Genomic DNA, 26681 nt, shown 5'->3' with positions numbered 1-26681 from the left:
CACACCTTGCATCAGTTATACTGGAAATGGAAATACTAAGAGGAGCAGAAACTGATTTTCGAGGATCCCCCGCCTTTTGATGCAAAAAGTCGATCCTCGAAAAAATGGCTAAATCAGACGGGACGAAGCGTCTCGTCAAGCCGCGCCACGTCTGAGTTTTCTCATGTTGATCGAGGTCGGTAACAATGCAGACCCGACATATAGGGGACTGAAAGGTTTTTCGGGAGTCGTTCCCGTAATTAAATGTGATTGCTAAGGCGTTTCACAGTATGAAAATGCAGTACGACTTTCCAAGATCATCTACAAATGACGCTCTGCCCTTGGGCAGAGCGTTTTGCTTTCTGCTGGCACGTTTTTCATAAAACGCGTAGAATTGGACAAAGATGAAGTGATGGAGAACAGTTGAAGAACTGTTGCTTGGAAGGAGCTATCTTTTATGAATCCGTACAGAGAACTGTTTGAAGCGTATGCGGCGGAGCTGGGACAGGCCGTGGCTGATGAGGAAGGACGCCGCGAGCGGATCCGGGAGCGCAACCGGGCTGAATTCACCAGCGAAGAGGAATTGGAAAAATGGATGGCCGAAGCGTGGCAGCCGGTCGCGGTGGCCGGTCGGGTGATCGCGGTGTTTCGCAAATACTGGATCGCCTGCGACAAGCTGAACGCCCAGTTCGAAGCGATGGACATCGAAGAGGAACTGGAAGAAGGCAGCGAAGACGCGGCGATGGTGCAGGAAGAAGCGCAGTTGACGGCGCGGGACGAAGACGAATTTTTTAACGGCATGACGCACGCCAACCCGAAGGATTTCACGGTCGACTGGCTGGCGGAGGAGCATGACGGGCTGTACCGCATCGTTTCCAAACTGCCGTATTTCCCGATCGGCATCGACGAGCACGGGCAGTACTGCTGAACGGCTGAACGGTTGAAAGGGAGAGAGCGACATGGGGAATATGATCAAAGGGATTCCGGTGATCTATCAATATCCGGTGTTGCCGACCGGTTGTGAAGCGACGGCGATGGCGATGCTGCTGAACTGGGCGGGGGTGGAGACTGCGAACACCGACATCGCCCGTGCGCTGCCGAAAGTTCCGCTGCCGCACGAAGTGGATGGCAAGCTGTACGGGGGCAATCCGAACAAGGGATTTGTCGGCGACCCGTTTACGAAGGAGAGCTACGGCGTGTTTCACGGGCCGGTCGCCGCGCTGCTGGATACCTACCTGCCGGGCAGGGTGCAAGATCTCAGCGGCGGTACGATCGGGCGCGTGTACGAGGCGCTCGACGCCGGGTGTCCGGTCATCGTCTGGGCGACGCTCAAGCTGCGCGAAGGCCGTGAGACGGACGTCTGGCAAGAGGAAGACGGCGCCGAGGTCCGCTGGATCTCGCCGCAGCACTGCATGCTGATGATCGGGTATGACGAGGCGCACGTGTACATCAACGACCCGGACACCGGCCAGACGGAGCAATACCCCCGCGACCTGTTCGAACAGCGCTGGGAACTGCTCGGCAAACAGGCCGTGACGGCCAGAGCGGAAAACGTTTGACTTTGTATGCGAACGCAAGTCACAGCGTGCAAGCGATACGAAAAGCCCGCTTCCATCGGAAGCGGGCTTGTTTGTGTGGTGAGTGGTGCTATTCGGATTCGACGACTTCGGTGATGCTCGGTTCGAGCCAGTAGTCGAGCACTTTGCGGTTTAAGACTTTGTTGGAGACCATCGCTTGCTGAAGGGGTTTGAACAGCTCGCGCCATTCCATGCCTTCACGTTCCGCGATCTCGACGGTCATCAGCAGGCGCGACCAAGCTGCGTGCCGCTTGTACCAAAAGAAGTTCGGATCTTCCAGCATGAACGGATAGAGATCATCGAAGGCGGTGTGTTTGCAGTCGACCGTTCGGTCAAAGTTTTCTTTGGCTTCTTGTACATAGCGCAAGATGTTCGAATTCATGAGGCATTCCCTCCCTTTTCTTCCACTATACCTGAGGATTCCGCAGTGCGGAAGAGTTATCATTACTCGTGAAGAATGATCACAAGTGGACAGGTTGGTTTCTCTAGCTCATATTCTAGCAAATTTAAGTCCTGTTTTCAATATTTTTTAGGTAATAAAATTAGTGTATAATGAATCAAATCTGACTGTAAGGAGCGGGGTCTATGAATTGGATACTCGGGCTCTGCGGGAGCGCGCTGATCGCCTTTTTGGCTTATCAAAAACGGTCGCTGACGCTGTCCGGTGCGCTGGCAGCCGTGCTGGTCGGCACGGTGCTGTATGGGGCGGGCAGCTTGCCGTGGTTCGGCACGTTGATCTTGTTTTTCCTCTCCTCCACCTTGCTCACGAAATGGAAAACGAACGCCAAGTCCGAACTGGAAGCCAACTATGAAAAGACCGGCCGACGGGATGCCGGACAGGTCTTTGCCAACGGCGGGCTTGGCGTGCTGCTTTGCCTGCTGGCCTGGCTCTGGCCGCATCCGCTGTGGTGGTGGGCGTTTCTGGGCGTGATGGCGACGGTGAACGCCGATACTTGGGCGACCGAGGTCGGCGGTCTCAGCAAACGACCGCCGCGCTTTTTATTGACGCTGCGCCAGGTGGCGCCGGGCACCTCGGGCGGTGTGTCGGGTCTCGGGCTGCTGGCTTCACTGCTTGGCGGACTGTTCATCGGCGGATCGGCCTGGGGCTTGTCGCTCGGCACCGACCTCGCGGAGCACCGCTATGCGCTGCTCTGGATCGGCGGCGCGGCGGGACTTTTCGGATCGCTGTTCGACTCGCTGCTCGGCGCGACCCTGCAAGCGATGTTCAAATGCCCTGTCTGCGGCAAGGAGACGGAGCGGCGCGAGCATTGCAAAACGCCGACCCTGCATCTGCGCGGCCTTCCCTTTTTGTCGAACGATCTGGTCAACCTCGCTGCTTCCGCGTTTGGCGGCGCGGTTGCGGTCTGGTGTTACATCTTGTTTTACAATCTGTAAAAAAGGACAAAGCGGATCTGTACTTCCCTGCAACCAGCCAGTTGCTAGCTGGAGAAATAAATGTCTGCTGCCGATCATAACCTCTCCCGATGCGGGAGAGGTTTTTGGTTTTTTTAGTCGAACTAGTCAGTATAAAACGCAGCGTTGCTAAGGAGGAGTTCTTGTGAAAGACAAGGTGGCAATCGTCACAGGCGGCAGCAGCGGCATGGGCAAAGCGATGGCGAAAAAGTTCGCGCAAGAAGGCATGAACGTCGTCATCACCGGCCGGACGAAAGAGAAGCTGGAGGCGGCGAAAGGGGAGATCGAAGCGCTTGGCGGCGGACAGGTGTTGACCGTCGAGATGGACGTGCGCGACCCGGAACTGGTGCAAAAGATGGTCAAGGAGACCAAGGACGCTTTTGGCAGCATCGATTTTCTCGTCAACAATGCGGCGGGCAACTTCATCGTCCCGGCTGAGAAGATGTCGATCAACGCCTGGAACTCGGTGATCAACATCGTGCTCAACGGCACGTTCTACTGCTCGCAGGCGGTGGGCAAAGAGTGGATCGAAAACGGGCAGAAAGGCAGCATCTTGAACATGCTCGCCACCTACGCCTGGACGGCCGGCGCCGGCGTCGCTCACTCGGCGGCAGCAAAAGCGGGCGTGCAGTCGCTGACCCGGACCCTGGCTGTCGAGTGGGGCAGCCGCTACGGCATCCGTGTCAACGCCATCGCGCCGGGCCCGATCGCCGAGACGGGAGGCGCGGAAAAGCTGTTCCTGTCCGAAGCGATGCACCAAGCGACGCTGGAATCCGTTCCGCTCGGCCGTCTCGGACGCGTCGAGGAGATCGCCAACCTCGCCTACTTCCTGCTCTCGCCGCAAGCGGAGTATATCAATGGTGACACGATCACGATGGATGGCGGGCAATGGCTCAACCGCATGCCGTTCTAATACGAAAGGCCCCTTCTGCAAGGGGCCTTTCATTTTTTCGACGTGCGGGAACGAAAAATGTCGTTTTTAATTTAATAAAAAATTGTGATTCCTAGTTTACATTTGATTGAAATCGTTATATTATTTTTATTAGGAAGAATATTCCTTGAATTTCCGCAGATAAAAAAAGGGGGGTCATTTATATGTCCCGGATTAACAAAGTGACGGCGTTTGCCGTCATGTCCACCATGGTGCTGACTTTGGCTGCAGGAAACGCCTCGGCCGCACCGGCCGGCAAAGACAAAGCGATCGACAAAAAAGAGAAGCAAGTGCAGGCGCTCTCGAAGATTGCGCCGCAAGCGGTCTCTTGGAACGACAACAAGGGCGTTCCGACGTTTGTGACCGGCAAGCTGTCCGACAAGAAACTGAGCAACGCAAACGATGCGGTGTCGTTCCTCGAAGAGAACAAATCGATCTTCGACATGGACTCGGCGACAGGCGAGCTGAGCCTGCTCACCTCGGCCCAAGACGAGCTCGGCACCAAGATGTTCAAGTTCCAACAGCAGTTCCAAGGCATTCCGGTCTTCGGTCACGAGCTGATCGTACACGCTGACAAAAACGGCGTGGTCACCTCGATCAATGGCTACTACGATCCGGAAGTGAAGCGCTCCGACGTGAAAGCGAAAGAAAAGCTCAGCGTCGATGAAGCGATCGCTGCTGCCAAAGCTAATACCGGGCTATCCGGCATCCAGAACTTTAGCATCGCCAAAGGCGACAAGTATTTCTATCAGGCGAAAAACGGCAAGTACCATCTCATCTATCTCGTCACACTCTCCACGACGGAAGGAGCAGCGCCGGCCTATTGGGATGTGTTTGTGGATGCACAGACCGGCAAAGTGGTTGACAAGCTGAACAAATCGGCTCATGCCCATGCGGTCGGCACCGGCACCGGCGTCAACGGAGCAACCCGCTCGCTGAACACCGACTCCTACTCCGGCGGCTACTATCTGCGCGACGTCAGCAAGCCGATGTTTGCAACTGGCGGCAAGATCGAAACCTACACCGCCAACTACACTTCGACCTACCCGGGCACGCTGATGACCGATGCGGACAACGTGTGGACCGACCCGGCTGCTGTGGATGCGCACTATCACTCCGGCCAAGTCTACGACTACTACTACAACAAGCACAACCGCAACTCGTATGACGGCGTCGGCGGCACGATGAAATCGACCGTGCACTACGGCCGCAACTACGTCAACGCTTTCTGGGACGGCACGCAGATGGTGTATGGCGACGGCGACGGCCGAGATTTTATCGCCTTCTCCGCAGCGCTCGACGTCGTCGGCCACGAGATCACCCACGGGGTGACCGAACGCACGGCAAACCTCGTCTACTCCTACCAGTCTGGCGCGCTCAACGAGTCCTGGTCGGACGTGCTGGGCAACCTGATCGAAAACAAGCCGGACGACCTCTGGCTGGTCGGCGAAGACATCTACACGCCGGGCATTGCTAACGATGCACTGCGCTCGATGTCCAACCCGACGCTGTACGGCGATCCGGCACACATGGATCAATATGTGAACACCTCCAGCGACAACGGCGGCGTGCACACCAACTCCGGCATCCCGAACAAAGCGTTCTACAACTTCGTCACCACCAGCGGCATCACCCGTGACAACGCGGGAAAAGTCTGGTACCGCGCCCTGACGCAATACCTGACTTCAAACTCGCAGTTCATCGACGCGAAAAACGCCACCGTGCAAGCGGCGACCGACCTGTTTGGCGCCAGCTCCGCAGAGGTGACCGCTGTCAGCAACGCATGGACCGCTGTCGGCGTCGGCGTACCGAACACCGGCGACGCCTATGAGCCGAACGATTCCCGCGCGACGGCGTACGGCCCGATCACGTCCGGCACCGTCTACAACGGCAAGATCTCCACGTCGTCCGACCAAGACTGGTTCAAATTCACGACCAGCGCTTCCGGCACGATCTCCGTGACCTTGACCAACTTGCCGGGCGACTACGACCTGTACTTGTACAACTCCGCCGGCACCGAAGTGGCGAAGTCCTGGAACAGCGGCACCTCGAACGAGTCGATCTCTTACAACTCGACGGCAAGCGGCGACTATTACGTGAAAGTGGTCGGCTACAGCGGCGCGATGAGCACCTCGGTTGCCTACGCGCTGAAAGCGACCTATCCGAACGGCACGCCGACGACCGGCCAGTGGTACTACGAGACGATGGCGTTCAACACGCCGCACCCGTACAGCAACTCCACCACGTATGCGGCACACACCTACACCAAGACCGGCGCGCAGCAAGTCGCTTTGCACTTCTCTCGTTTTGAAACGGAATCGGGCTATGACAAAGTGACGATCAAGGACAAAAACGGCACCGTCATCTTCACGTACAGCGGCACCAAAGCCGCCTTCTGGGCGATCGTCGACGGCGACAAGATTTCCTCGACCCTGACCACCGACTACTCGGTCACAGGCTGGGGCTACTCGATCGACCAGGTCGGCTACTTCAGCACCGCACCGCTGTTTGGCGCCGTCTCCACCACGTCGACCGATCCAATCATCGGCAACTAACAAAATTGCGAGATCAGCAACACGCACCGGCAGGGAGAACACTCCTGCCGGTTTTTTCATATAGTAGTAAAAAGGTGGACAAAGGGGGAGAAGCGCATGAACAAACAGCGCCCGCTGTTCGGCGTCATCACGACGACCGTCGCCCACCGTCACCGCTCAACACGAAGTCGGGTAGCGTATCAACCAGGCGCGACTTGGCAGGATCTAGAACAGCGCGCCGATGAACTTGGTTTGACAACCTGTCTCTTCCGGCCGGAAGATCTCGATATGAAACGAGCGCGCGTGCACGGATGGGTCTGTTCCCGCACACAAGGCTCCGGGGATCAGGGGTCGAAAGTCTGGCGGCGCGTCAACTGCCCGTTGCCCGATGTGGTCTATGAAAATGTCTTTGTGCATCTCAGCAAAACGCGTGTCGTCAAACAAGTGCGAAACTATTTTCAGCAACGACAGATTCCGGTGTTCAACCCCCGCCTCGGCGACAAGGCGGAGCTGGCCGATTGGCTGCGACACTACCCCGAGCTGTGGAAACACCATCCGGAAACGGTGCTGTTGACCTCCCCGAAAGAGGTGTCCGGCCTGCTGCAGCGCTATCCGTCCGTCTATCTCAAACCGGTGCTCGGCAGCGCAGGACAAGGCATCATCGAAATTCGACAAACAGGCACAGGCCGCTACCGGGTCAGCGCTGTCAAATATGGCAAAGACAAACGCTTTTTCACCAAGGAGCTGACGAACGCCAAGGTACTGGAGTTTGTGAAAAGGGAGCGAAAGCGCCTGCGCTATATTGTACAGGCCGGGTGTGAACTGCTCTGGGTCTCCGATGGCAAGATCGACCTGCGCACCCATCTGCAGCGCAATCTGCAAGGCGAATGGGAACTGGTCGGGCTGATCGTCAAGCGGGGCAGCCCGGGCTCGATCGTCTCCAATTACCATGCGGGCGGCTCGGTCCACTCTTGGGAATGGCTGAAAAAATGGGCGGAGAATCAAGGTGTCGGCCTGCCGCGCCGCCGGGCCGTGATCGAGCTGTCAAAGGAGATCTGTGCTGCTTATGCTGTCAAACATCCCCATCTTGCCTCGCTGGGGCTCGATCTCGGCATCGACCGGGACGGCAAGATCTGGCTGCTCGATGTCAACGCCCGCCCTGGCCGCAACATCTTGGAGCGGGAGCAAAAAGGGCAATGCCAGAAGCTGAACGCAGAATTTGCTAAATTCTTATGCTATAATATGGAAAAAGGGGCAGAGGAGCAGGTGGATGATAAAGAAAATGGTCGCGTGGGGGCTAACCCTGATCGGCGTGCTGTTTTTGGTCTCGATCCTGATCAACATCGTCACGACGGGCAGCGATAAAACGGGCACGGGACGTACCGGCAGTACGGGCAGCACCAATTCGTCGGTGGTGGTTCCGCCGTATGACTTGAAGCCGGGGGAGACGTATCCGCACCGCATTCCGCTGGTGGAATCAGAAGTATTGCCGTTCGACAGACAAGTTGATCTGAAAGCCGACTGGCATTTTACTCGCTACGAGCTGCGAAACGTAACGCGACAGGGCAAGGAGTATGGCACGGAACCGCTGAGTCTGGCGTCTTTTCACGGCCCGACGACCGTCACCACATCGGACGGAGGCAATTTTCGGCCGCTGTTTACGGCCGACCCGGAACTTCCCGCCGATGTGATCTCGGCTTATTTTAGCCTCGACATCACGCAGCCGGTGTTGAACAACGACACGTTTACGGTCAGCATGCCGTTCGATCATCCTTATGAGGTGCGCGTGCTGCCGGTCTATGAGGTGTATCAGTTTGAGATCTGGGAGCGTCCTTATTTCTCCGATCCGAAGCAGCTCGGCAGGGGTGAGTTAAAACTTCCTTTCGGTCACAAGCTTGAAGGATGGGATCTCGGTGTGTAAAAATTGGGTATACTGGTAAGCAAGGCGAAAGGGCCCGGCATGCAGATGTCGGCCTTTTTGATTGCTGGTCTAATTTCTACATTGGAGGTCTACTTCTACAATGAAAGTGTTGTTCATCACCGTGAGTGTGGGTGCCTTGATCGGGCTGTTTACGAATTGGCTAGCGATCGTCATGCTGTTTCGCCCGTGGACCGAACGGCGGCTGTTCGGCATGCGGCTGCCGCTGACGCCGGGGTTGATCCCGCGCCGCCAGAACGAACTGGCCGAAAAGCTGGGCGAGATCGTCGAGCAGGATCTGCTGACGCCGGAAGGGCTCGCCAAGTCGCTCTCCCGGCCCGATCTGGAATATGCGGTCAAGCGGGCGGGCATCAACGCACTGGCCAAACGCCTCAACGAGACGCCGACGGCCGGGCAGCTCGCCGGGCATCTGTTTGGACCGGATGTGCTCGAGAAAGCGTCCGGCTGGATGGTCGGGCGGGCGGTCAGCTTTTTGCAAAGCGATGCGGGCAGACAACGGCTGGAAGGGCTGGCCGACGGACTGTTCGATCATCTGCGCGGCACGCTCGCGAAGGAAGAAGTGCGCCGGGAACTGGCGCGTGGATTTGCGGTGCCGCTTCACGCCAACCTTTCCAGCGGGCAGGTGACGTGGGAGGAAGCGTTGCCGGAAGGGACGCGTGCGATTCTGGAAGACCGCCTGCGGGCGCAGGTCGAACCGCTGCTCGAAGGGGCGGCGCGCTGGATGCAGGAACCGCAGGTGGTGCAGGCGATCTCAGAGATGCTGCAGGACAAAGTGAAGAACATTCCGTTGCTCGGCCCGATGGCGGTCGGCTTTTTGACGCCGGAGCGGGTGGCGGGTGACATCGTGCCGCGCCTGCAGGCGGTGCTCGTCTCCTCCAGCGTGCGCGAACTGGTCCAAGCCCGCCTGCAGGACGGGATCGGCAAGTTCTGGAGCAAGCCGATCGGCAGCTACATCTCCCGCATGTCGGCCGATGATGTGGCCGTGCTGTTGGAAAAAGTGCTCGGTGTGGTGCTGGAGCGGGCCTTGTCGGAGGAAGCTGCCGCAAAGGACCTGTTCAAAAGCATGGTCGTAAACGGTCTGCTGGCTGGCGCAAATCACCAGACGGTCGGCGACCTTGTGCACCGTCTGGTCGAAGGACTGGCCGCATACAACGTGCGCGAGCTGTACATCACGCATACGGAGGAGTTCGACCGCGTGTTCATGAAAGGATGGCGCTGGCTGCGCGGCGAGCTGATCGAAGCGATGCCTGCACTGCTCGATGCGCTGGCCTTGCGCCAAGTGGTGCGCGATCAGATCGCCTCTTATCCGATCCCGACGCTGGAAAAGCTGATCCTGACCGTCGTCAACAAAGAGCTGCGCATGATCACGATCCTCGGCGGGGTGCTCGGCGGGATCATCGGTCTGGTGCAGGCGCTGCTCGTGTTGTAGAAGCTGGGCGATTCAGGTCGTATTTACACTCATGCACAGAATTAACAAAGCATAGATTGATTTATGAACGTCACCTTTGTTACCATTGAATGGAACCCATTTTTTTCAGGAGGTCATCTCGTGCATGAATCCATATGACAAAGCACACGAACTGGCTCGCGCGCTGCAGAGCTCGCAGGAGTTTCAGCTTTTGCATGACTTGAAAAAGTGCGTGGATCAAGATCCGGCCGTCAAAAAGATGCTGGATGATTTTCGCCGCCGCCAGTGGGATCTGGAAACGCGCAGGCTGATGGGGGAAGAGATCATCGAAAGCGATCTCGAACAGATGACCCGCCTGCAGGAAGCGCTTTCCGTGAATGAGACGGCCCGCCGTTATCTGGAGGCGGAGTACCGGTTTGGCATGATCTATTCTGATGTGCACAAAATTCTCGGCGAAGCGGTGCGTGACGTGATCGCACAGCCGGAGACGATGTAACAGGAGATTCATAATCTGGAAGACGAGAAAAGAGGTCTGGACATGAAAGTTACGAATTTGGGACATGCATGCACCTTGGTTGAAGCTGGGGACTACAAAGTGATCATCGATCCGTTTTTGAACTACAATCCCCAAGCGACCGTGAAGCCGGCCGACGTGAAGGTCAACGCCGTGCTGATCACACACGCGCATGGCGACCATGTCGGCGATGCGGTGGAGATCGCGAAAAACAACGACTGCCCGATCATCGCCAACCACGAGATCGCGTCCTATCTCGAAGCGAAGCATGGCGTGAAAGCGCACGGCATGCACATCGGCGGCGCGTTTCAATTTGATTTTGGACGCGTCAAGCTGACGCAGGCGTTTCATGGCTCTGCGTTTGAGCTGCCGAACGGCGATCTGGTCTACGGAGGCATGCCGGCCGGCATTTTGCTGACGATGGGCGGCAAGACGTTTTACCACGCCGGCGACACCGGCCTGTTTGGGGACATGAAGCTGATCGGCGAGCTGAACAAGATCGACGTCGCGGCACTCCCGATCGGGGATAACTACACGATGGGCCCGGACGACGCGCTGCTGGCCGCTTCGTGGATCAAGGCGGGCGTGACCTATCCGATCCACTACAACACCTTCCCGCCGATCAAGCAAGACGCGCACGCATGGGTGGAGCGCCTGCGCGAGTATGATCTGAAAGGCGTTGTGCTCGCTTCGAACGAGTCGGTCGAAGTGTAACTCAAAAGGAGGTGTCCAAGGACACCTCCTTTTTTGTACTACTGCCTGCTTAGTGTTTGGCGACCAGATTGACCATCACGCGAGCCAGCGCGTGGCGCTCTTCTTCGCCGCTGACATTCCACATCTCTTGCAGCAGACGCTCTTGTTCATTTTTCGGGTCCACTTTATCAGCGAGGTACTCGCCAACGCGATACGCGACGTTGGAAATCTTCTCGTTGGACATGCCGGCATCGACCGCTTGGGAGACGCGGTCGCCCAGGAACTCTTTCCATTGATCGAAGTTGCTCAGAACGGACATCGTGATCCCTCCTTTTCAGATTTCAGGGAAACTGATTACACGTGTTACTATCCCACGGCGGGAGCGTGGCTATGCAGGAGACGGGTGTATTAAAAAAACATTCTCCTGTAAGGTTCTTGTAATAATGCCGTAATATATCTGGCGTAAGATATAACTACATCGACATTACCCCCTTTTCAGAAGTGACCCCGAGGTTTGAGGTCACCTATTTTTTTGCCTTTTTACGGACATAGCACCCGTGCTTTACGCATATCGTGTAGGAGACAAGGGACTTGTACGAGAAGAAGGGGGCAGTTGGCTTTGAAGCGCAAACAGACGACGCGAAGCTTTGTCTACATGACGATCGGTCTCGCCTTGCTGTTCTTCGCACTGCCGCGCGTGCCGCAGGTAACGTGGTCGCTCGACGGTGCTTTTACTGTGACTTGGCTGGCGTTTGCGATGCTGATCATCAGTTCCAACCTGTATTACCTGATCGGGGTGGACAAGGAGAAACAGGATCGCAAAAAGCAGCGCAACGAATGGCTGGAGCGCGGCTTGCGGGAATTTAAGCGCGGCTATTTCAGCGAAGCAAAGCGCGAGATGAGACAAAAGAAACAGCGGCGTTTTATGTCGTAAACCACTTGCTGGCAAACGCACCTGAAAAGGGTGCGTTTTTTTATGCAAGCTGTACTATAATAGGAGAGGGTACAGAGAAGAGACAGGATAGATCGGGACGTTCGGAGGCTGCCAAACGATGAGTACGACCAAACATGAGCAGATACTAAAATATATTGAAGATTTGGATGTCGGCAATAAGATTTCCGTCCGTCAGATCGCCAAAGTGATGGAGGTCAGCGAAGGCACCGCCTACCGCGCGATCAAGGAAGCGGAGACGCGGGGCATCGTCTCGACGATCGAGCGGGTCGGGACGGTGCGGATCGAGAAGAAACAGAAGAAGAACATTGAGCGACTCACGTTCGCCGAGGTCGTCAACATCGTCGAAGGCACGGTGCTTGGCGGCAAGGAAGGGCTGCACAAGACGCTGAGCAAGTTCGTGATCGGCGCGATGGAAGTGGACGCGATGCTCCGCTACATCGACCGCGACTCGCTGATGATCGTCGGCAACCGCGAGCAGGTGCATAAGATCTCGCTGGAGCATGGGGCGGCGGTGCTGATCACAGGCGGTTTTGACACGACCGACGATGTGAAGGTGCTGGCCGATCAACTGCAGCTGCCGATCATCTCGTCGGCGTACGATTCGTTTACGATTGCGACGCTGATCAACCGGGCGATCTATGACCGCTTGATCAAGAAGGAGATCTTGCTGGTGGAGGACATCCTGCCGGCGAATGTGATTCCCGATGTGATGTATGTGGGGGACACCGTGCAGTCATGGTACAGGATGGTGGAAGCGACAGGCCATACGCGGTTTCCCGTGCTGGACGGCGGGGAGCGGCTGATCGGGATCGTGACGTCAAAAGATGTGACCGGGCATGACCTCGACGAGCCGATCGAGCGGGTGATGACGCGAAGCCCGATCAGCGCCTCGGGGCGGACGACAGTAGCTTATGCGGCGCACATGATGGTCTGGGAAGGATTTGAGCTGCTCCCGGTCGTCGATCACAAGCGGCTGGTCGGTGTGATCTCGCGCCAGGACGTGATCCGCGCCATGCAGCACATCCAGAACCAGCCGCAAGTGGCGCAGACGATCCAAGACATCATCCTGAGCCATTTCAAGGAAGAATCATGCGACGGCAAAAGCGTCGGGCTCTCCGGCGTCGTCACCCCGCAGATGACCAACCAGATGGGCACGATGGGCCCGGGCGTGCTGATGACCCTGATCAACGAAGCGGGGACGCTTGCGATCCGCCGCTTGAAAAATTCGGACATGGTCGTCGAAAACGTCTCGGTCTATTTCCTCAAGCCGATCCAGATCGATTCTCCCGTCTCCGTCCGTGCCACCGTCGTCGACTTCGGCCGCAAGTTCGGCAAAGTCGACGTCGAAATCTCCAGCCACGGCGACCTGATGGGCAAAGCCCTTTATACGGCGCAGGTATTGGAGAGATGAGTTCTGCTTTTCGTGATGATAGTGCCTTGTAAGTAGAAGCATGATGCAGGCGAAGATAGCGCTTTGTAAGTAGGAGCATGTTGCAGGCGAAGATAGCGTCTTGCAAGTAGAAGCATGTTGCAGGTGAAGATAGCGTCTTGCAAGTCGAAACATATTGCTGGCGAGGATACACTCCCGCATTCTATAGGATGCGTTGACACACCACAAAATAGGCGATAGCCTTAGTCGTGTAAGTTGTTTAGATTCTAGGAGATGATGGAATGCGGGAATCATTTAAATTAGAGAAATCACCTTATCAAGTCGGCTTGTTCCTGTTGGTCATATTGTTGCTGGGACTGGCTTTTCTGAATCGTTTTATTCAGGATGACGCATTTATTTCATTTCGTTATGCGGATCACTTAGCATCCGGCCTCGGGCTTGTTTGGAACGAGGGGGAGCGAATTGAAGGCTACACGAACTTTTTATGGACACTTTTGATGGTCATGCCGATTAAGCTCGGCATCGATGTGGTCTCGTTTTCGTACGCGGCCGGGCTGCTCTTGTTTCTGGTGACGCTGCACTTCACGTACCACGCCGCCGTCCATGTTTTTGAATCGAAAGCGGTTGGTCTGCTCACGATCCTTTTGCTCGGCACCAACTACACCTTTAGCATGTATGCGACGGGCGGCTTGGAAACACAGCTTCAAGCCAGCCTGTTCTCGATGATCCTCTACGTCCTGTTCATGGGCATCAAACGCCGCCAGTGGGGCATCGTCCCGTTTTTGGAGATCTCCGTGCTCGCCAGCCTCGCCGCCATGACTCGGCTCGACTCGGCCATTTTTTTGATCTTCATTGGGCCGCTCGCCCTGTTTTTCCTGCTGCGCGACCAGGTGTCCGGCAAGCAGAAGGCGATCCATTTCGCCGCCCTCGCCCTGCCGTTTCTACTGCTCGTCGGCGGCTGGTTCCTGTGGAAGCTGTCCTACTACGGCAACATCCTCCCGAACACCTTTTATGCCAAGGTCGGCACCGTCGCCCTTGAGAAAAACGGCATCCGCTTCCTCGGCATGTTTTTCATCTCCTATTGGCTGCTCCCGTTCCCGCTCTTGGCGCTGGCGTTTGCCAAACGGATTTTCACCAATGTCTACACCGCCATCCTGTCGGTGACCGTGCTGCTCTGGCTCGGTTACATCGTCAAAGTCGGCGGCGATTTCATGGAGTTTCGCTTCCTCGTGCCGATCCTGCCGTTTGCGTTCATGCTGCTCGCCTTCTTGATCGTCAAATGCGTGAAATGGCGCTGGCTGCAAGTTCTGCTCGCCCTCGTCGTCGTCGCCGGTTCCTACAGCCACGCCGTCAATTTCGACACGGCAAGCTACCGCAAGAACATCGAAACGCGCACCACACTCGCCGCTCACATCACCAACGAAAATGAAAACTGGGACGAGATCGGCCGCGTCCTCGGCAAAGCGTTCGATGGCAACCGTGACGTCACCATCGCCGTCACCGCCGCCGGTGCCACGCCGTACTACGCCAAGCTGCGCACAATCGACATGCTCGGCTTAAACGACGCTTGGATCGCCCGCCACGGCGACCACCACAGCAACAAACCGGGCCATTACCGCATCACGACGTTCGCCTACCTCAAAGAGCAAAAGGTCAACCTCGTAATTGGCCACCCGTGGATGGAAGAAGGCCCTGCCAAACGCAACGCTTTCACCGTCGGCGACCTCTACCGGTACCGCGTGTGGAACAAGGAGATGCTTCCGCAAGATGCCAAGATGGTGCGCATCCCGATCGACTCCAAATGGAACCTCTACGCGCTGTACGTAACCAACAGCGCCGAAGTGGACAGGGTGATCTCTGAGCAAGGCTGGAACACCTTCCCGATTCAATAAATCCAAAAAAGCCTCCCGTTCCCGGTGAACAGGAGGCTTTTTGTTTCCTAATTTGGAGGCATAATAACGACATCCAAACGGTACACTTTCATTACGTTTGGGAAGAACGGGAGGATTGACACAGCATGTCAGACATTGACCTTTCAAAATTTGAGAAAAAGATGATCCTGCGCAACATCGAGCGTGAAGACTTCGAAGAGCTGATCGCGTTGCAAAAGATCTGTTTTCCCAATATGGATCTGTGGAAGATCGAGCAGCTCCAAAGCCATCTGCGCCATTTTCCGGAAGGGCAGTTCTGTGTGGAATACGAAAACAAAATCATCGGCTCCTGCTCCAGTCTGATCGTCGATTTTAACGAATATAACGCCCAACACACCTGGAACGAGATCACCGATCACGGCTACATCCGCAACCACGACCCGGAAGGCTTCAACCTGTATGGCATGGAAGTCATGGTGCACCCCGATTACCGCCGGATGAAGATCGGGCGCCGCCTGTACGAAGCGCGCAAGAAGCTCGCGCAGGAACTGAACCTGAAGAGCATCATCATCGGCGGGCGCATCCCCAACTACCACCTCTACGCCGACAAGATGTCGCCGCGCCAGTATGTCGAAGAGGTGATGGCGCACAACATCTACGACCCGGTGCTGACGTTTCAACTGATGAACGGCTTTATGGTGAAACGCATCAACACGCATTACCTCGATGATGACAAACAGTCGCTGCAGTACGCCACCCTGATGGAGTGGAACAACGTCGACTACCTGCCCCAGACGCGCAAGCAGTTCAAAACGTCGTTCCCGGTGCGCATCTGCGTGATCCAATACATGATGAAAAAGATCGAGAGCTTCGACGATTTCGCCCAGCAGTGCGAGTACTACGTTGATGTTGCGTCCAACTACGGTTCCGACTTCGCCGTGTTCCCGGAGATCTTCACGATGCAGCTCCTGTCCTTTTTGGACGAAAAAACGCCGAGCGTCGCCGTGCGCAAGCTGACCGCATACACGGAGGACTATCTGCACCTGATGACCTCGCTCGCCGTCAAATACAACGTCAACATCGTCGGCGGCTCGCATTTCGTAGAAGAAGACCACCACATTTACAACATCGCCTATCTGTTCCGCCGCGACGGGACGATCGAGCGGCAGTACAAGATCCACATCACCCCGAACGAAACCAAATGGTGGGGCGTGCAGCCGGGCGACGACATCCGCGTCTTTGACACCGACTGCGGGAAGATCGCAATCCTCGTCTGCTACGATATCGAGTTCCCTGAGCTCGCCCGCATCGTCACCCAAAAAGGGGCAAACATCATCTTCACCCCGTTCAACACCGAAGACCGCCAAGGCTACCTTCGCGTGCGCACCTGCTCGCAGGCCCGCGCCATCGAAAACCAAGTTTACACCGTCATTTCCGGCACCGTCGGCAACCTGTCACATGTCGAGAACATGGACATCCAATACGCCCAGTCGGGCATCTTCACTCCGTCCGACTACTCCTTCCCCCGCGACGGCATCGTCGGCATGTGCAGCGAAAACATCGAGACGGTGGTGGTCGGGGATATCGACTTGGAACTGCTGCGTCGCACAAGAAAGTCGGGCAGCGTGACGCAACTGCGGGATCGCAGGCTGGATCTGTATGAGGTGAAGCTGAAGAATCTGGACAAATAGCAAACCGGCGAGCAGCTTAGAGCTGTTCGCCGGTTTTTTTGATGTCGAGAGATGAGCTCTTCCCAAGGCGTCCGCGCAGCAAGAGGCCGGTGACTCCGATCAGTCCAAGCACGGTACCGGACATCTGCATCGCGAGGTGCACGCCGATCGCTTCCACCAGCAGGCCGCCACTGATCGGGGCGGCGAGCAGGATCAGACTGCTCAGCGACTGCGTGATGCCAAATACGCGCCCGACCGCTTCCTGCGGTGTTTCGTGGTGGATCAGGGTGTTGAAACCGGATTATGGCACTCGGATAAAATTCCAAATATACTAAAAATAACGCAATATAATAAAGAAATGAACAATAGTATTGACATTCCAAAAATGGTAATTTATACTATGGTTATGAAGGAGGTGACAAAAAATGAAAAAAATGGTTAAATCTGACCTGTCCGCAAACCAGGTGGTTGCAGAAACCAAGATCCTAGTGATCTTTAACGGTTCCGCTTGCTTCTAAGAGCGGTTATGGGCATCTCTTAGGAGGTGCCCTTTTCCAATTTTTTCGGAGAGGTTGATTGTAGATGGACACGGCACAGATGCGATCCCGATTTCTCGAGATCCAACAGCTTACATCCGACCATGCTCAATGGCTGTCGAACCCGATCGGCATCGACCTTTGGGTGGACGGTTTAAACGTATATACCAATATTGAATTGGCTGAGTTCGAAGAGACTCTTGATCTCTTTTTAGAGGAGTACGGCGCGTCCTCTTCCTACATCGAAACGCTGGAGCGGCTGCAGACATTTTGCCGCCGCGAAGGGATGAAAAGCGAGTACGAACTCTACAAGGCGTTTTCGGTGGGGATGACATGGCTCTCTCTCGATCTGAAGCAGAAGAACTCGTTTTTCAACCTGCCGATCGAGATCACCGACCATTCGCTTTGGCTGTTGCTCAGTCCGACTTATTTGACTTTGTTTGCGCACGGCTACAATGCCGGCCTTACACTGCATTTTGAATACCGAGATGAGGAAGCGGCCGTGTTTCGTCCCGAGCACGGGCGTGTGTATGAAAATTGCAAGCCTTCCCAACGCCATTCGAACAATCTGAAGGCGGTCAACTTCTCGCATGAGCTGGCACATCTCTTACTGTTCTATGACCTGTATCCCCGCGTGTTAAGCGAGAACGAGGCGGAAGACATCAGCTCTTTTGTACATGTCGAAGCGGTCTGCTGCTACATCAATGACCGCTTGCTGGTCGAAGGGATGGAGATCAACCAAGATCTGTATGCGTATGAGAACGGATTCGCTTCGCTGCTGCCGTGGACGCTCGATCCTGGATATGACTGCATTCGAATCAACAAAGGCGAGATTGCGGGCTTGACCGGGCGCTCCCTGTCGCTGTACACGACGTGGATGATGCAGCAGGGAACGGGGGATCGCAGCATTGCTGACAACCCGGTCAAAGCGAAGATCCTGCAGAACTTTGCGGTGTCGGAAGCGGAACAGGAGCTGATCCGCGGGACGCACTACCAGACGTACGCCGAAGGTATGAAGATCCACAGCAAATGGGGGATCGCGGCGGCGAAGCGCAATCGGCTGCCGGGATATCGCCGCACGGTCGAACTGCTTCCGCCCGACCCGTATTGCCTGGCTAAGATGGCGGAGTCGTTCGACCCGGATGCGTGGCCGACGCCTGCCAGCATCCTATCTTGTGAGCGATTGCCGGAGCTGGACGCTGCGCTTCGCGAGCGGAACTTGGAGCGCTGGAAGCAGCGGGAACTGTTTTTCAGACTGGCCGAAGCGATCGGGTATCTGGAACTGGTACTTCCTGAGGGGGACGACGGGGTGGCCGAAGAGCTGCACGACACGGCGCGCCTCGCCGCGAAAAACATCATCAGCCTGGAAACGAACGACACGGCAGCCTGTGCACGGTCCGGCTTGCAGGAGCGCGTCTTTGTTTCGCTCGCCCGCCTGCCGGAGTCGGAGGCCAAGCAGAATCTGCTCGATTTGTTCGGCAATCCGTATTCGTATGTCTTAGAACCCAAATAATCGCCGAATCCTCCCTGCTCCGTGTGGATGCCAGGGGGGATTTTTTTGTATAATGAGAGGAGAATGTTTGTTCGCATACGAAAGGGGGCTGGACGATGAACGGGTTCGTCCACCTGAATGTACATACAGAATATAGTTTGCTGCGCGGCTTGTGCCGGATCGACGAGCTGGTGGAGCGGGCATCCGATCTGGGCATGGATGCGGTGGCGATGACCGATCTCGGGGTGATGTACGGGGCGGTGGAGTTTTATAAGCAGGCGAAGAGGGCGGGGATCAAGCCGATTCTGGGCTGTGAGGTGCTGGTGGCGCGGGGGAGCTTGCGCGATCGTATGATGCGCGGGGAGGAACCGTACCGGCTGGTGCTGCTCGCGGAGAATCTGGCCGGGTACCGCAATCTGCTGAAGATCGTCTCGGAGGCGCAACTGGAAAGCGCCGGGATGCTGCCTTGCACCGACAAGCAGGCGCTGAAACGCCATCGCGAAGGCTTGATCGCGTTGTCCTCCGGGATGGAAGGCGAAGTGGCGCAGAAGATTCAACAAGGCGACTTGCTGGCTGCGGAACATGCGGCAAATGAATACGCGGCGATCTTTGGCAAAGGCAATTTCTATCTCGAACTGCAGGACCATGGGATTTTGGAGGAAAAGCAGGTCGTGCAGAATCTGGTGCAGCTGTCCTACAAGGTCAATCTGCCGCTCGTCGTGACCAACGCCGTCCACTACCTGCTGCCGGAAGAAGCGCCGGTGCAGGACGTGTTGGCCTGCATTCGCGAAGGGCGGACGATCGGAGAAGAGAACCGGCCGCGCCTGCTGACCGACCAATATTATATGAAGTCAGACGCGGAGATGACGGCGCTGTTTTCGCATTTTCCAGAGGCGCTGCACAATGCGCGGGTGATCGCCGACCGCTGCAACGTCGAGCTCAATCTGAATGAAACGCATCTGCCCGCGTTTGACCTGCCGCCGGGGTATACGGAACAGACGTATCTCGCGCACTTGTGCGAACAGGGAGCGAGGATGCGTTACGGGAACCCCGGACCGGAGGTGTGGGAGCGGCTGCGCTATGAGCTGGACGTGATCGGGTCGATGGGCTTCTCGGGCTACTTTTTGATCGTGTGGGACTTCATGCGGTTTGCTCATGAGAACGGCATCTCGACCGGGCCGGGGCGCGGGTCGGCAGCCGGCAGTCTGGTGTCGTACGTGCTGCGGATCACCGACGTCGATCCGATCAAGTTCAATCTGCTGTTTCAGCGCTTTTTGAACCCGGAGCGGATCTCCTGGCCGGATATCGACATCGACTTTGAATTTGAGCGGCGGGGGGAAGTGATCGACTACGTGACCGCCAAATACGGCGCGGACCGCGTGGCGCAGATCGTCACGTTCGGAACGATGGCCGCCCGCGCTGCGATTCGCGATGTCGGCCGGGTGCTCGACCTGCCGCAGAGCGTGGTTGACACAACGACGAAACGGGTGCCGCACTTCCTCGGCATCACCATCGGGAAGGCGCTGGAAGACGATGAGTTTCAAAAGTACTACCAGACCGATGCGCAGGTGCGCAAGCTGGTCGATACTGCCCGCCAGATCGAAGGGCTGCCCCGGCACACGTCACTGCATGCGGCAGGCGTGGTGATCTCGAAAGCTCCCTTGACCGAGTATGTGCCATTGCAGCGCGGGGCGGAAGGCGGCGTCGTGACGCAGTACTCGATGGAAGTGCTGGAGGATGTCGGGCTGCTCAAGATGGATTTTCTGGGCTTGCGCTATCTGAGCCTGATCGACCAGACGATCGAGATCGTCAAGCAGACGGAGGGCCGGGAGATTCGTTTTGCGGAGATGGAGATGGACGATCCGCGGACGTTTGAGCTGCTCTGCCGCGGCGATACGGACGGGTGTTTCCAGTTGGAGTCGTCCGGGGTGAAACATGTGCTGCGGGAGCTGCGCCCGTCTTCGTTTGAAGATATCATCGCCGTGATTTCGCTGTACCGCCCGGGTCCGATGGAGAACATCCCGACCTTTATCAAAGCGAAGCACGGCGAGGTGGCGGTCCGCTATCCGCATCCCGATCTGCAAGGGATCTTGGAAGATACGTACGGGGTGATCGTCTATCAGGAGCAGATCATGCAGATCGCCTCGACGATGGCCGGCTTTTCGCTGGGGCAGGCAGACCTTCTGCGGCGTGCGGTCGGCAAGAAGAAGCGCGACGTGCTCGACGAGCAGCGGGCGATCTTTGTGGACGGCTGTCTGCAAAAGGGCTACGAGGAACGGCTGGCCCATGAGGTGTATGATTTGATCGTGCGCTTTGCCGATTACGGATTCAACCGGGCGCATGCGGCGGCGTATGCGGTACTGGCCTACCAGACCTGTTATTTGAAGGCGAACCATCCGGCTGCCTACATGGCGGCGCTGCTGACGAGCGTGATGATGTCGTCGCACAAGGTGGCGCAGTATGTGGACGATGCGCGGCGGATGAACATCGGGGTCTTGCCGCCCGATGTGAACAAGAGCACGTACCGGTTTACGGTGGAGAATGGAAAAATACGTTTTGGCCTGCTGGCGATCAAAAATGTCGGCGTGGCGGCGATTCAGTCGCTGGTGCAGACGCGGCGCAAGCAGGCGTTTGCCGATCTGGTCGATTTTTGCGAGCGGGTCGATGCGCGGTCGTGCAACAAGAAGGCGATCGAGTCGCTGATTCGCGCCGGCTGTTTTGACGAACTGCACGGCAACCGCCGGGCGATGCTGCTGGCGCTGGAAGAAGCGGTGGAGCAGGGGCGGGTGAAGCAAAAGGAGCATGATGACAGCCAGATGAGCCTGTTCGGGCTGATCGAAGGGCAAGGGGAGCAGAAACAGCGGAAGTTCATTTTGCCGGAGACGGGCGATTTCACCGTGCGCGAGCGGCTGGAGATGGAGAAGGAACTGCTCGGGCTGTATGTGACCGGGTCGCCGCTGACACCGTACCGCCGCCGGATGGAGCAGATCGCCGACAAGCGGATCATCGAGCTCGCCGACACCCCGGACGGAGCGAGCGTCACCGTCTGCGGGTTGCTGCGCCAGGCCAAGAAGATCCAGACCAAAAAAGGCGCCCGCATGGCGTTCCTGGAAGTCGAGGACACCACAGGTCTCGCCGAAGTCGTCCTCTTCCCGGAAGTGTTCAAACGCGCCGAGCCCCTGCTGGACACCGAAGTGATCGCCGTCCGCGGACGCCTGCAGCAGCGCGGGGATGAAGTGAAGATCATCGCGGACCAGATCAAAGCGATCGAACCGGAGACGAATGTCGAGTATGAGACAAGAGCTGTGAATGATGCAAGAGCTGTGAATGATGCAAGGCTTGTGAATGATGCAAGGCTTGTGAATGATGCAAGTCTTGTGAATGATGCGAGATCTGTGAACGTGCAGGCAAAGGGAACTGGTGCAGTCCAAGAGCAGGCGGTCGTCTATCTGCGCATCCGGCCGGAGGATGAATCTCGTCTCGCGGAGCTTCAGCAGGTGATCACGAGGTTCCATGGAACGCTGCCGGTGCTCTTGTTCTACACGGCGACGCGCAAGGCGCGGGAGCTGTCGGAGCGGTATGCCGTGGCGATGACACCGCAGTTTGTGGCGGCGGTGGAGGGCCTGCTGGGACAGGGCGCGGTTGTCAAAAAAATGCGGAAAAACTAAGCAACCTTCTGGGCTCCTCCACATAGGATGTAACTATCTTCTCTTATCTGCAGGGAGGTTGTACCCTATGGCCCGTGAGATTATCGAACTGTTGGAACGTCGCGGGGTCACCGTCGACGACATCGTGGATATCGTGTATACACTTCAAAAACCCTATCATCCCGATCTCGAGCGCGACCCCTGCGTGACCAGCGTCATGCGCGTGCTCGCCAAGCGCGAAGTGCAATACGCCTTGCACACCGGCGTCGCGCTCGACGAACTCGCCGAGCGGAAAGCCCTGCCCGAGCCTCTGCAGCGCATCCTCGAAACGGATGAGCCGCTGTACGGCGTTGACGAAATCCTCGCCCTGTCGATCACCAACGTCTACGGCTCGATCGGCCTGACTTCGTTCGGCTTTTTGGACAAGGAAAAGATCGGCATCATCGCGAAATTGAATAACAAACAAAACGGTGTGCACGTGTTCCTCGATGACTTGGTCGCAGGCGTGGCCGCCGCCGCTTCCGCTCGCATCGCCCACCGCTGTGCCAAGCCTTAACGGCCCCTAAAGACGTAAATGACTGGTTGGTAGAAAGGAACTGCAGCGGCATGATATAATAAAATTTGACGCTTGATCCTGCCCGTTTTTTCCTCGTTTGGGCAGGGACCGGAAAAGGAGTGAAAGTACGTGTCGTTGCGTGAAGATGCACTTGAGCTGCACCGCGCTCACCAAGGCAAGCTTGCCGTCACCTCCAAGGTGCCCGTAAGCAACGCCCGCGATCTCAGCCTGGCCTACAGCCCGGGGGTCGCCGAGCCGTGCAAAGAGATTCACAAGACGCCTGAGCGCGTTTATGATTATACAGCCAAAGGTAATTTTGTCGCCGTCGTCAGCGACGGCACCGCCGTGCTCGGTCTCGGCAACATCGGCCCGCATGCTGCCCTGCCCGTCATGGAAGGGAAAGCGGTGCTCTTTAAGGCGTTCGCCGGCGTCGATGCGGTGCCGGTCTGCTTGAACACGACCGACGCGGAGGAGATCATCCGCACCGTCAAACTGCTCGAACCCACGTTTGGCGGCATCAACCTCGAAGACATCGCAGCTCCGGCGTGCTTTGTGATCGAACAGCGGCTCAAGGAAGAGCTGAACATCCCGGTCTTCCACGATGACCAGCACGGTACGGCGATCGTCACGCTGGCCGGTCTGATCAACGCGCTGAAAGTGGTCGGCAAGCGGATGCAGGACATCAAGGTGGTAGCCAACGGCGCGGGTGCGGCTGGTATTGCGATCATCAAGCTGCTGCTCTCGATGGGGGTCAAGCACGTGATCATGTGCGACACCAAAGGCGCGATCTACGAAGGACGCGTCGAAGGGATGAACCCGGTCAAAGAGCTGATCGCGAAAAATACCAACCGCGAGCGCGTCACCGGCTCTCTGGAAGAAGTGATCGAAGGAGCGGACGTCTTCATCGGCGTATCGGTTGCCGACGCGGTTACCCAGGACATGGTGCGCTCGATGAACCGCGACCCGATCATCTTCGCCATGGCCAACCCCGATCCGGAGATCCGCCCTGACGATGCGATGGAAGCGGGCGCGAAGGTGGTGGGGACAGGCCGTTCTGACTATCCGAACCAAGTCAACAACGTCCTCGCCTTCCCGGGCATCTTCCGCGGCGCGCTCGACGTGCGGGCGACCTCGATCAACGAAGAGATGAAGATCGCCGCCGCCTATGCGATCGCGGAGCTGATCCAGCCGCATGAGCTGTCTTCCGACTATGTCATTCCCAAGCCGTTCGATCCGCGCGTGGCGCCGAACGTTGCCAAAGCGGTGGCGAAAGCGGCGATGGACACAGGGGTCGCGCAGCTATTTGTCAACCCGGATGAAGTGGCGGAACGGACTGCCCGCCTGACAAAAAGCGAGTAATTCCATCAATATCGCTCTGTTGCTGTGTTCCCTGCCCGTATGATATGATTAGTCCAAAATTGCGGACGTAGCCCGGGGGAGGTTCTCTCGTATGTGGACTGTCATCTATATTGCGCCTAACACGAAGACGGCCGAGCGGATCAAGGACAAGCTTACGGAAGAAGGATTCCTGGTCAAACTCCGCCAGACGAATGCAGCCAAGCAACAGTTTGAAATTTTGGTGCCCGAGACAGAATTGGACGAAGTGCAGGAAGTCTTAAAAGACATTCTCCACTCTTCACATCGCGAATCATAAAATGAGGTGAAAATGTGGCGCTGAAGGACATTTTTCATATAAAAAAGCAACGGTATGCGACCTTGACATCCGCCGACGTGGCGGAGCGGCTGGGCCGGACCAAGCAACCTGAAGTATCCGTTCCGGAAGGTCTCATGTCAAAGTGCAAGCGTTGTGGCGAGATGACGTTCACCAAGGAATTGGAGAAGAATCTCAAGACCTGCCCCAAGTGCGAATATCACTATACGATGAACGCCGAAGAGCGGATCAAGGCGACGCTCGACGAAGGCCGTTTCTTTGAGTACGACGCCGGAATGACCGCCGTCGACCCGTTGAACTTCCCGGATTATCCGTCGAAAGTCGAGCGGGAGCAGAAGAAGACCGGTATGAAGGAAGCGGTCCTGACCGGGGAAGGCACCATCGGCGGTTATCCGGTGGTCCTCGCCGTGATGGACTCGACCTACTTCATGGGCTCGATGGGCTCGGTCGTCGGCGAAAAGCTGACCCGCGCGATCGAAGCGGCACGGGCCAAGCGCTACCCGTTGATCATCTTCACCGCATCGGGCGGCGCCCGGATGCAGGAAGGGATCTTTTCGCTGATGCAGATGGCCAAGACGTCGGCCGCCCTGCACAAGCTGTCCGAAGCGGGCGGTCTGTACATCGCCATCAACACCTACCCGACGACAGGCGGCGTCACCGCATCGTTTGCGATGCTTGGCGACATCAACCTCGCCGAGCCCGGCGCACTGATCGGCTTTGCCGGACGCCGCATCATCGAACAGACGATCCGGCAGAAACTGCCTGACGATTTCCAAACGGCAGAATTTCTGCTGAAGCACGGCATGCTCGACATGGTCGTGCCGCGCAAAGAGATGCGTCAGACTCTTTCGACCCTGTTAGAACTGCATGGAGGTGTACCAGGTGGCGAATGAGCTCATGTTTGAAAAGCCGCTCTTAGAACTGCAAAAGAAGATCAAGGAACTGCGCACCTTCTCGGAGCAGAGCGGCTTGGATTTTTCGGACGAGATCGCCAAGCTGGAAGCGAAAGCCGCCCAGTTGGCCGGCAACATCTACACCGAACTCACCCCGTGGCAGCGCACGCAGATCGCCCGCCATGCGGAACGCCCGACCACGCTCGACTATATCAACGGCATGTGCACGCATTTTCTGGAGATGCACGGTGACCGGACTTACGGGGATGACCCGGCCATCGTCGGCGGCGTGGCGAAGTTCGACGGCATTCCGGTCACGGTGATCGGCCACCAGAAAGGCAAGGATACCAAGGAAAACATCCTTCGCCGTTGGGGCATGCCACTTCCGGAAGGCTATCGCAAGGCGCTGCGCCTGATGAAACAGGCGGAGAAGTTCAACCGCCCGGTCATCTGCTTCATCGACACGTCGGGCGCGTATCCCGGCATCGAGTCGGAAGAGCGCGGCATCTCCGAAGCGGTGGCCCGCAACCTGATCGAGATGGCAGGCCTGCGCACCCCGATCATCTGCGTCGTCACCGGCGAAGGCGGTTCGGGCGGCGCGCTGGCGCTGGGCGTGGGCGACCGCGTCTACATGCTGGAGAACTCGATCTACTCGGTCATCTCGCCAGAAGGCGGTGCGGCTCTGCTCTGGAAAGATTCAGGACAAGCGCAGCGCGCGGCGGAGACCTTTAAGATCACCGCCGGCTACATCCACGAGTTCGGCATCATCGACGGCGTGATTTCAGAACCGCAAGGCGGCGCGCACAAAGACCACGCGGCGATGATCGCAGCCGTTCGCGAGCAGATCTCGACCGCCCTGCACGAGCTGATCAAGCTGCCGAAAGACGTGCTGGTCGAACAGCGCTACCAGAAGTTCAAGCAGATGGGGCACTTCGCTGAATAGCTGCATAGTGCAGGAAATAACAGTGAACACTGAACGGTAGTTGGAACGGTGTTCATGCGCAACAGGTG

At 57.1% G+C, this 26681-nt stretch carries 24 protein-coding genes; 21 read left to right on the top strand and 3 right to left on the bottom strand.

What is annotated here, in order from left to right:
* The first annotated feature begins 436 nt into the window (after positions 1-436).
* Positions 437-907: a hypothetical protein gene (locus EV586_RS14255; RefSeq protein WP_132945787.1), complete on the top strand. Its 471-nt coding sequence runs from the start codon at positions 437-439 to the stop codon at positions 905-907.
* Positions 908-938: 31 nt separating this feature from the next.
* Positions 939-1538 (top strand): C39 family peptidase, encoded by a 600-nt coding sequence (locus tag EV586_RS14250; protein ID WP_132945786.1) that lies wholly within the window; start codon positions 939-941, stop codon positions 1536-1538.
* Positions 1539-1626: 88 nt separating this feature from the next.
* On the opposite strand, the gene EV586_RS14245 is transcribed toward EV586_RS14250, so the two are convergent.
* Positions 1627-1938: a zinc ribbon-containing protein gene (locus EV586_RS14245; RefSeq protein WP_132945785.1), complete on the bottom strand. Its 312-nt coding sequence runs from the start codon at positions 1936-1938 to the stop codon at positions 1627-1629.
* Positions 1939-2141: 203 nt separating this feature from the next.
* On the opposite strand from EV586_RS14245, the gene EV586_RS14240 reads away from it, so the two are divergent.
* The 8 genes from EV586_RS14240 to EV586_RS14205 all read left to right on the top strand — a co-directional run bounded on the left by EV586_RS14240 (position 2142) and on the right by EV586_RS14205 (position 11009).
* A complete protein-coding gene (locus EV586_RS14240; protein ID WP_132945784.1) occupies positions 2142-2951 on the top strand; it encodes a DUF92 domain-containing protein in 810 nt (269 codons plus the stop codon).
* Positions 2952-3114: 163 nt separating this feature from the next.
* Positions 3115-3882, top strand: coding sequence for a 2,4-dienoyl-CoA reductase (fadH, locus tag EV586_RS14235; RefSeq protein ID WP_132945783.1), 768 nt, complete (start codon positions 3115-3117; stop codon positions 3880-3882).
* A gap of 182 nt (positions 3883-4064) precedes the next feature.
* Positions 4065-6455: a M4 family metallopeptidase gene (locus EV586_RS14230; protein WP_132945782.1), complete on the top strand. Its 2391-nt coding sequence runs from the start codon at positions 4065-4067 to the stop codon at positions 6453-6455.
* Between the two features lie 96 nt (positions 6456-6551).
* Complete coding sequence (locus tag EV586_RS14225; RefSeq protein ID WP_132945781.1) at positions 6552-7799, top strand: YheC/YheD family endospore coat-associated protein; 1248 nt, start codon at positions 6552-6554, stop codon at positions 7797-7799.
* Entirely contained in the window at positions 7705-8355 is a 651-nt protein-coding gene (locus EV586_RS14220; protein ID WP_132945780.1) for a hypothetical protein, read from the top strand. The genes EV586_RS14225 and EV586_RS14220 overlap by 95 nt, the downstream gene beginning before the upstream one ends.
* Before the next feature lie 100 nt (positions 8356-8455).
* Complete coding sequence (locus EV586_RS14215; protein WP_132945779.1) at positions 8456-9802, top strand: DUF445 family protein; 1347 nt, start codon at positions 8456-8458, stop codon at positions 9800-9802.
* Between the two features lie 124 nt (positions 9803-9926).
* Positions 9927-10277 carry a YlbF/YmcA family competence regulator gene (locus EV586_RS14210; protein WP_132945778.1) on the top strand — a complete coding sequence of 117 codons (351 nt, stop codon included), beginning with the start codon at positions 9927-9929 and terminating at the stop codon, positions 10275-10277.
* Positions 10278-10319: 42 nt separating this feature from the next.
* A complete protein-coding gene (locus tag EV586_RS14205; protein ID WP_132945777.1) occupies positions 10320-11009 on the top strand; it encodes a metal-dependent hydrolase in 690 nt (229 codons plus the stop codon).
* Between the two features lie 49 nt (positions 11010-11058).
* Here EV586_RS14205 and EV586_RS14200 read toward each other — a convergent pair whose 3' ends face one another.
* Positions 11059-11307, bottom strand: coding sequence for a DUF3243 domain-containing protein (locus EV586_RS14200; RefSeq protein ID WP_132945776.1), 249 nt, complete (start codon positions 11305-11307; stop codon positions 11059-11061).
* 300 nt (positions 11308-11607) lie between these two features.
* On the opposite strand from EV586_RS14200, the gene EV586_RS14195 reads away from it, so the two are divergent.
* The 4 genes from EV586_RS14195 (at position 11608) to EV586_RS14180 (ending at position 16895) form a co-directional block, all read left to right on the top strand.
* The gene (locus EV586_RS14195; protein WP_132945775.1) at positions 11608-11922 is read left to right on the top strand and encodes a hypothetical protein; all 315 of its coding nucleotides are present in this window, start codon (positions 11608-11610) and stop codon (positions 11920-11922) included.
* A gap of 118 nt (positions 11923-12040) precedes the next feature.
* Positions 12041-13354, top strand: coding sequence for a DRTGG domain-containing protein (locus EV586_RS14190; protein ID WP_132945774.1), 1314 nt, complete (start codon positions 12041-12043; stop codon positions 13352-13354).
* A gap of 476 nt (positions 13355-13830) precedes the next feature.
* Positions 13831-15225: a hypothetical protein gene (locus tag EV586_RS14185; protein ID WP_132945773.1), complete on the top strand. Its 1395-nt coding sequence runs from the start codon at positions 13831-13833 to the stop codon at positions 15223-15225.
* A 125-nt stretch (positions 15226-15350) separates the two neighbouring features.
* Positions 15351-16895: a bifunctional GNAT family N-acetyltransferase/carbon-nitrogen hydrolase family protein gene (locus tag EV586_RS14180; RefSeq protein ID WP_132945772.1), complete on the top strand. Its 1545-nt coding sequence runs from the start codon at positions 15351-15353 to the stop codon at positions 16893-16895.
* A gap of 16 nt (positions 16896-16911) precedes the next feature.
* Here EV586_RS14180 and EV586_RS21185 read toward each other — a convergent pair whose 3' ends face one another.
* A complete protein-coding gene (locus EV586_RS21185; RefSeq protein WP_165898605.1) occupies positions 16912-17052 on the bottom strand; it encodes a hypothetical protein in 141 nt (46 codons plus the stop codon).
* A gap of 404 nt (positions 17053-17456) precedes the next feature.
* Between EV586_RS21185 and EV586_RS14175 the strand changes: the two genes are divergently transcribed.
* From EV586_RS14175 to EV586_RS14145, 7 genes are all read left to right on the top strand, one after another.
* The gene (locus tag EV586_RS14175) at positions 17457-18923 is read left to right on the top strand and encodes a hypothetical protein (RefSeq protein ID WP_132945771.1); all 1467 of its coding nucleotides are present in this window, start codon (positions 17457-17459) and stop codon (positions 18921-18923) included.
* 95 nt (positions 18924-19018) lie between these two features.
* Entirely contained in the window at positions 19019-22570 is a 3552-nt protein-coding gene (locus EV586_RS14170; protein WP_132945770.1) for a DNA polymerase III subunit alpha, read from the top strand.
* Between the two features lie 67 nt (positions 22571-22637).
* Positions 22638-23105 (top strand): phosphatidylglycerophosphatase A family protein, encoded by a 468-nt coding sequence (locus EV586_RS14165; protein ID WP_132945769.1) that lies wholly within the window; start codon positions 22638-22640, stop codon positions 23103-23105.
* A 129-nt stretch (positions 23106-23234) separates the two neighbouring features.
* Complete coding sequence (gene ystJ, locus EV586_RS14160; RefSeq protein ID WP_132945768.1) at positions 23235-24464, top strand: NADP-dependent malic enzyme; 1230 nt, start codon at positions 23235-23237, stop codon at positions 24462-24464.
* A 91-nt stretch (positions 24465-24555) separates the two neighbouring features.
* Positions 24556-24759 carry a glutamate decarboxylase gene (locus EV586_RS14155; RefSeq protein ID WP_087455115.1) on the top strand — a complete coding sequence of 68 codons (204 nt, stop codon included), beginning with the start codon at positions 24556-24558 and terminating at the stop codon, positions 24757-24759.
* A 14-nt stretch (positions 24760-24773) separates the two neighbouring features.
* The gene (gene accD / locus EV586_RS14150) at positions 24774-25670 is read left to right on the top strand and encodes an acetyl-CoA carboxylase, carboxyltransferase subunit beta (RefSeq protein ID WP_132945767.1); all 897 of its coding nucleotides are present in this window, start codon (positions 24774-24776) and stop codon (positions 25668-25670) included.
* Positions 25660-26613: an acetyl-CoA carboxylase carboxyltransferase subunit alpha gene (locus EV586_RS14145; protein WP_132945766.1), complete on the top strand. Its 954-nt coding sequence runs from the start codon at positions 25660-25662 to the stop codon at positions 26611-26613. The genes accD and EV586_RS14145 overlap by 11 nt, the downstream gene beginning before the upstream one ends.
* Positions 26614-26681 lie beyond the last annotated feature (68 nt).

The sequence above is a fragment of the Tumebacillus sp. BK434 genome (assembly GCF_004340785.1).
In the GTDB taxonomy this organism is placed as follows: Bacteria; Bacillota; Bacilli; order Tumebacillales; family Tumebacillaceae; genus Tumebacillus_A.
The sequence above is the reverse complement of the archived record's forward strand: the minus strand, read 5'-3'. Positions and strand labels throughout refer to the sequence as shown.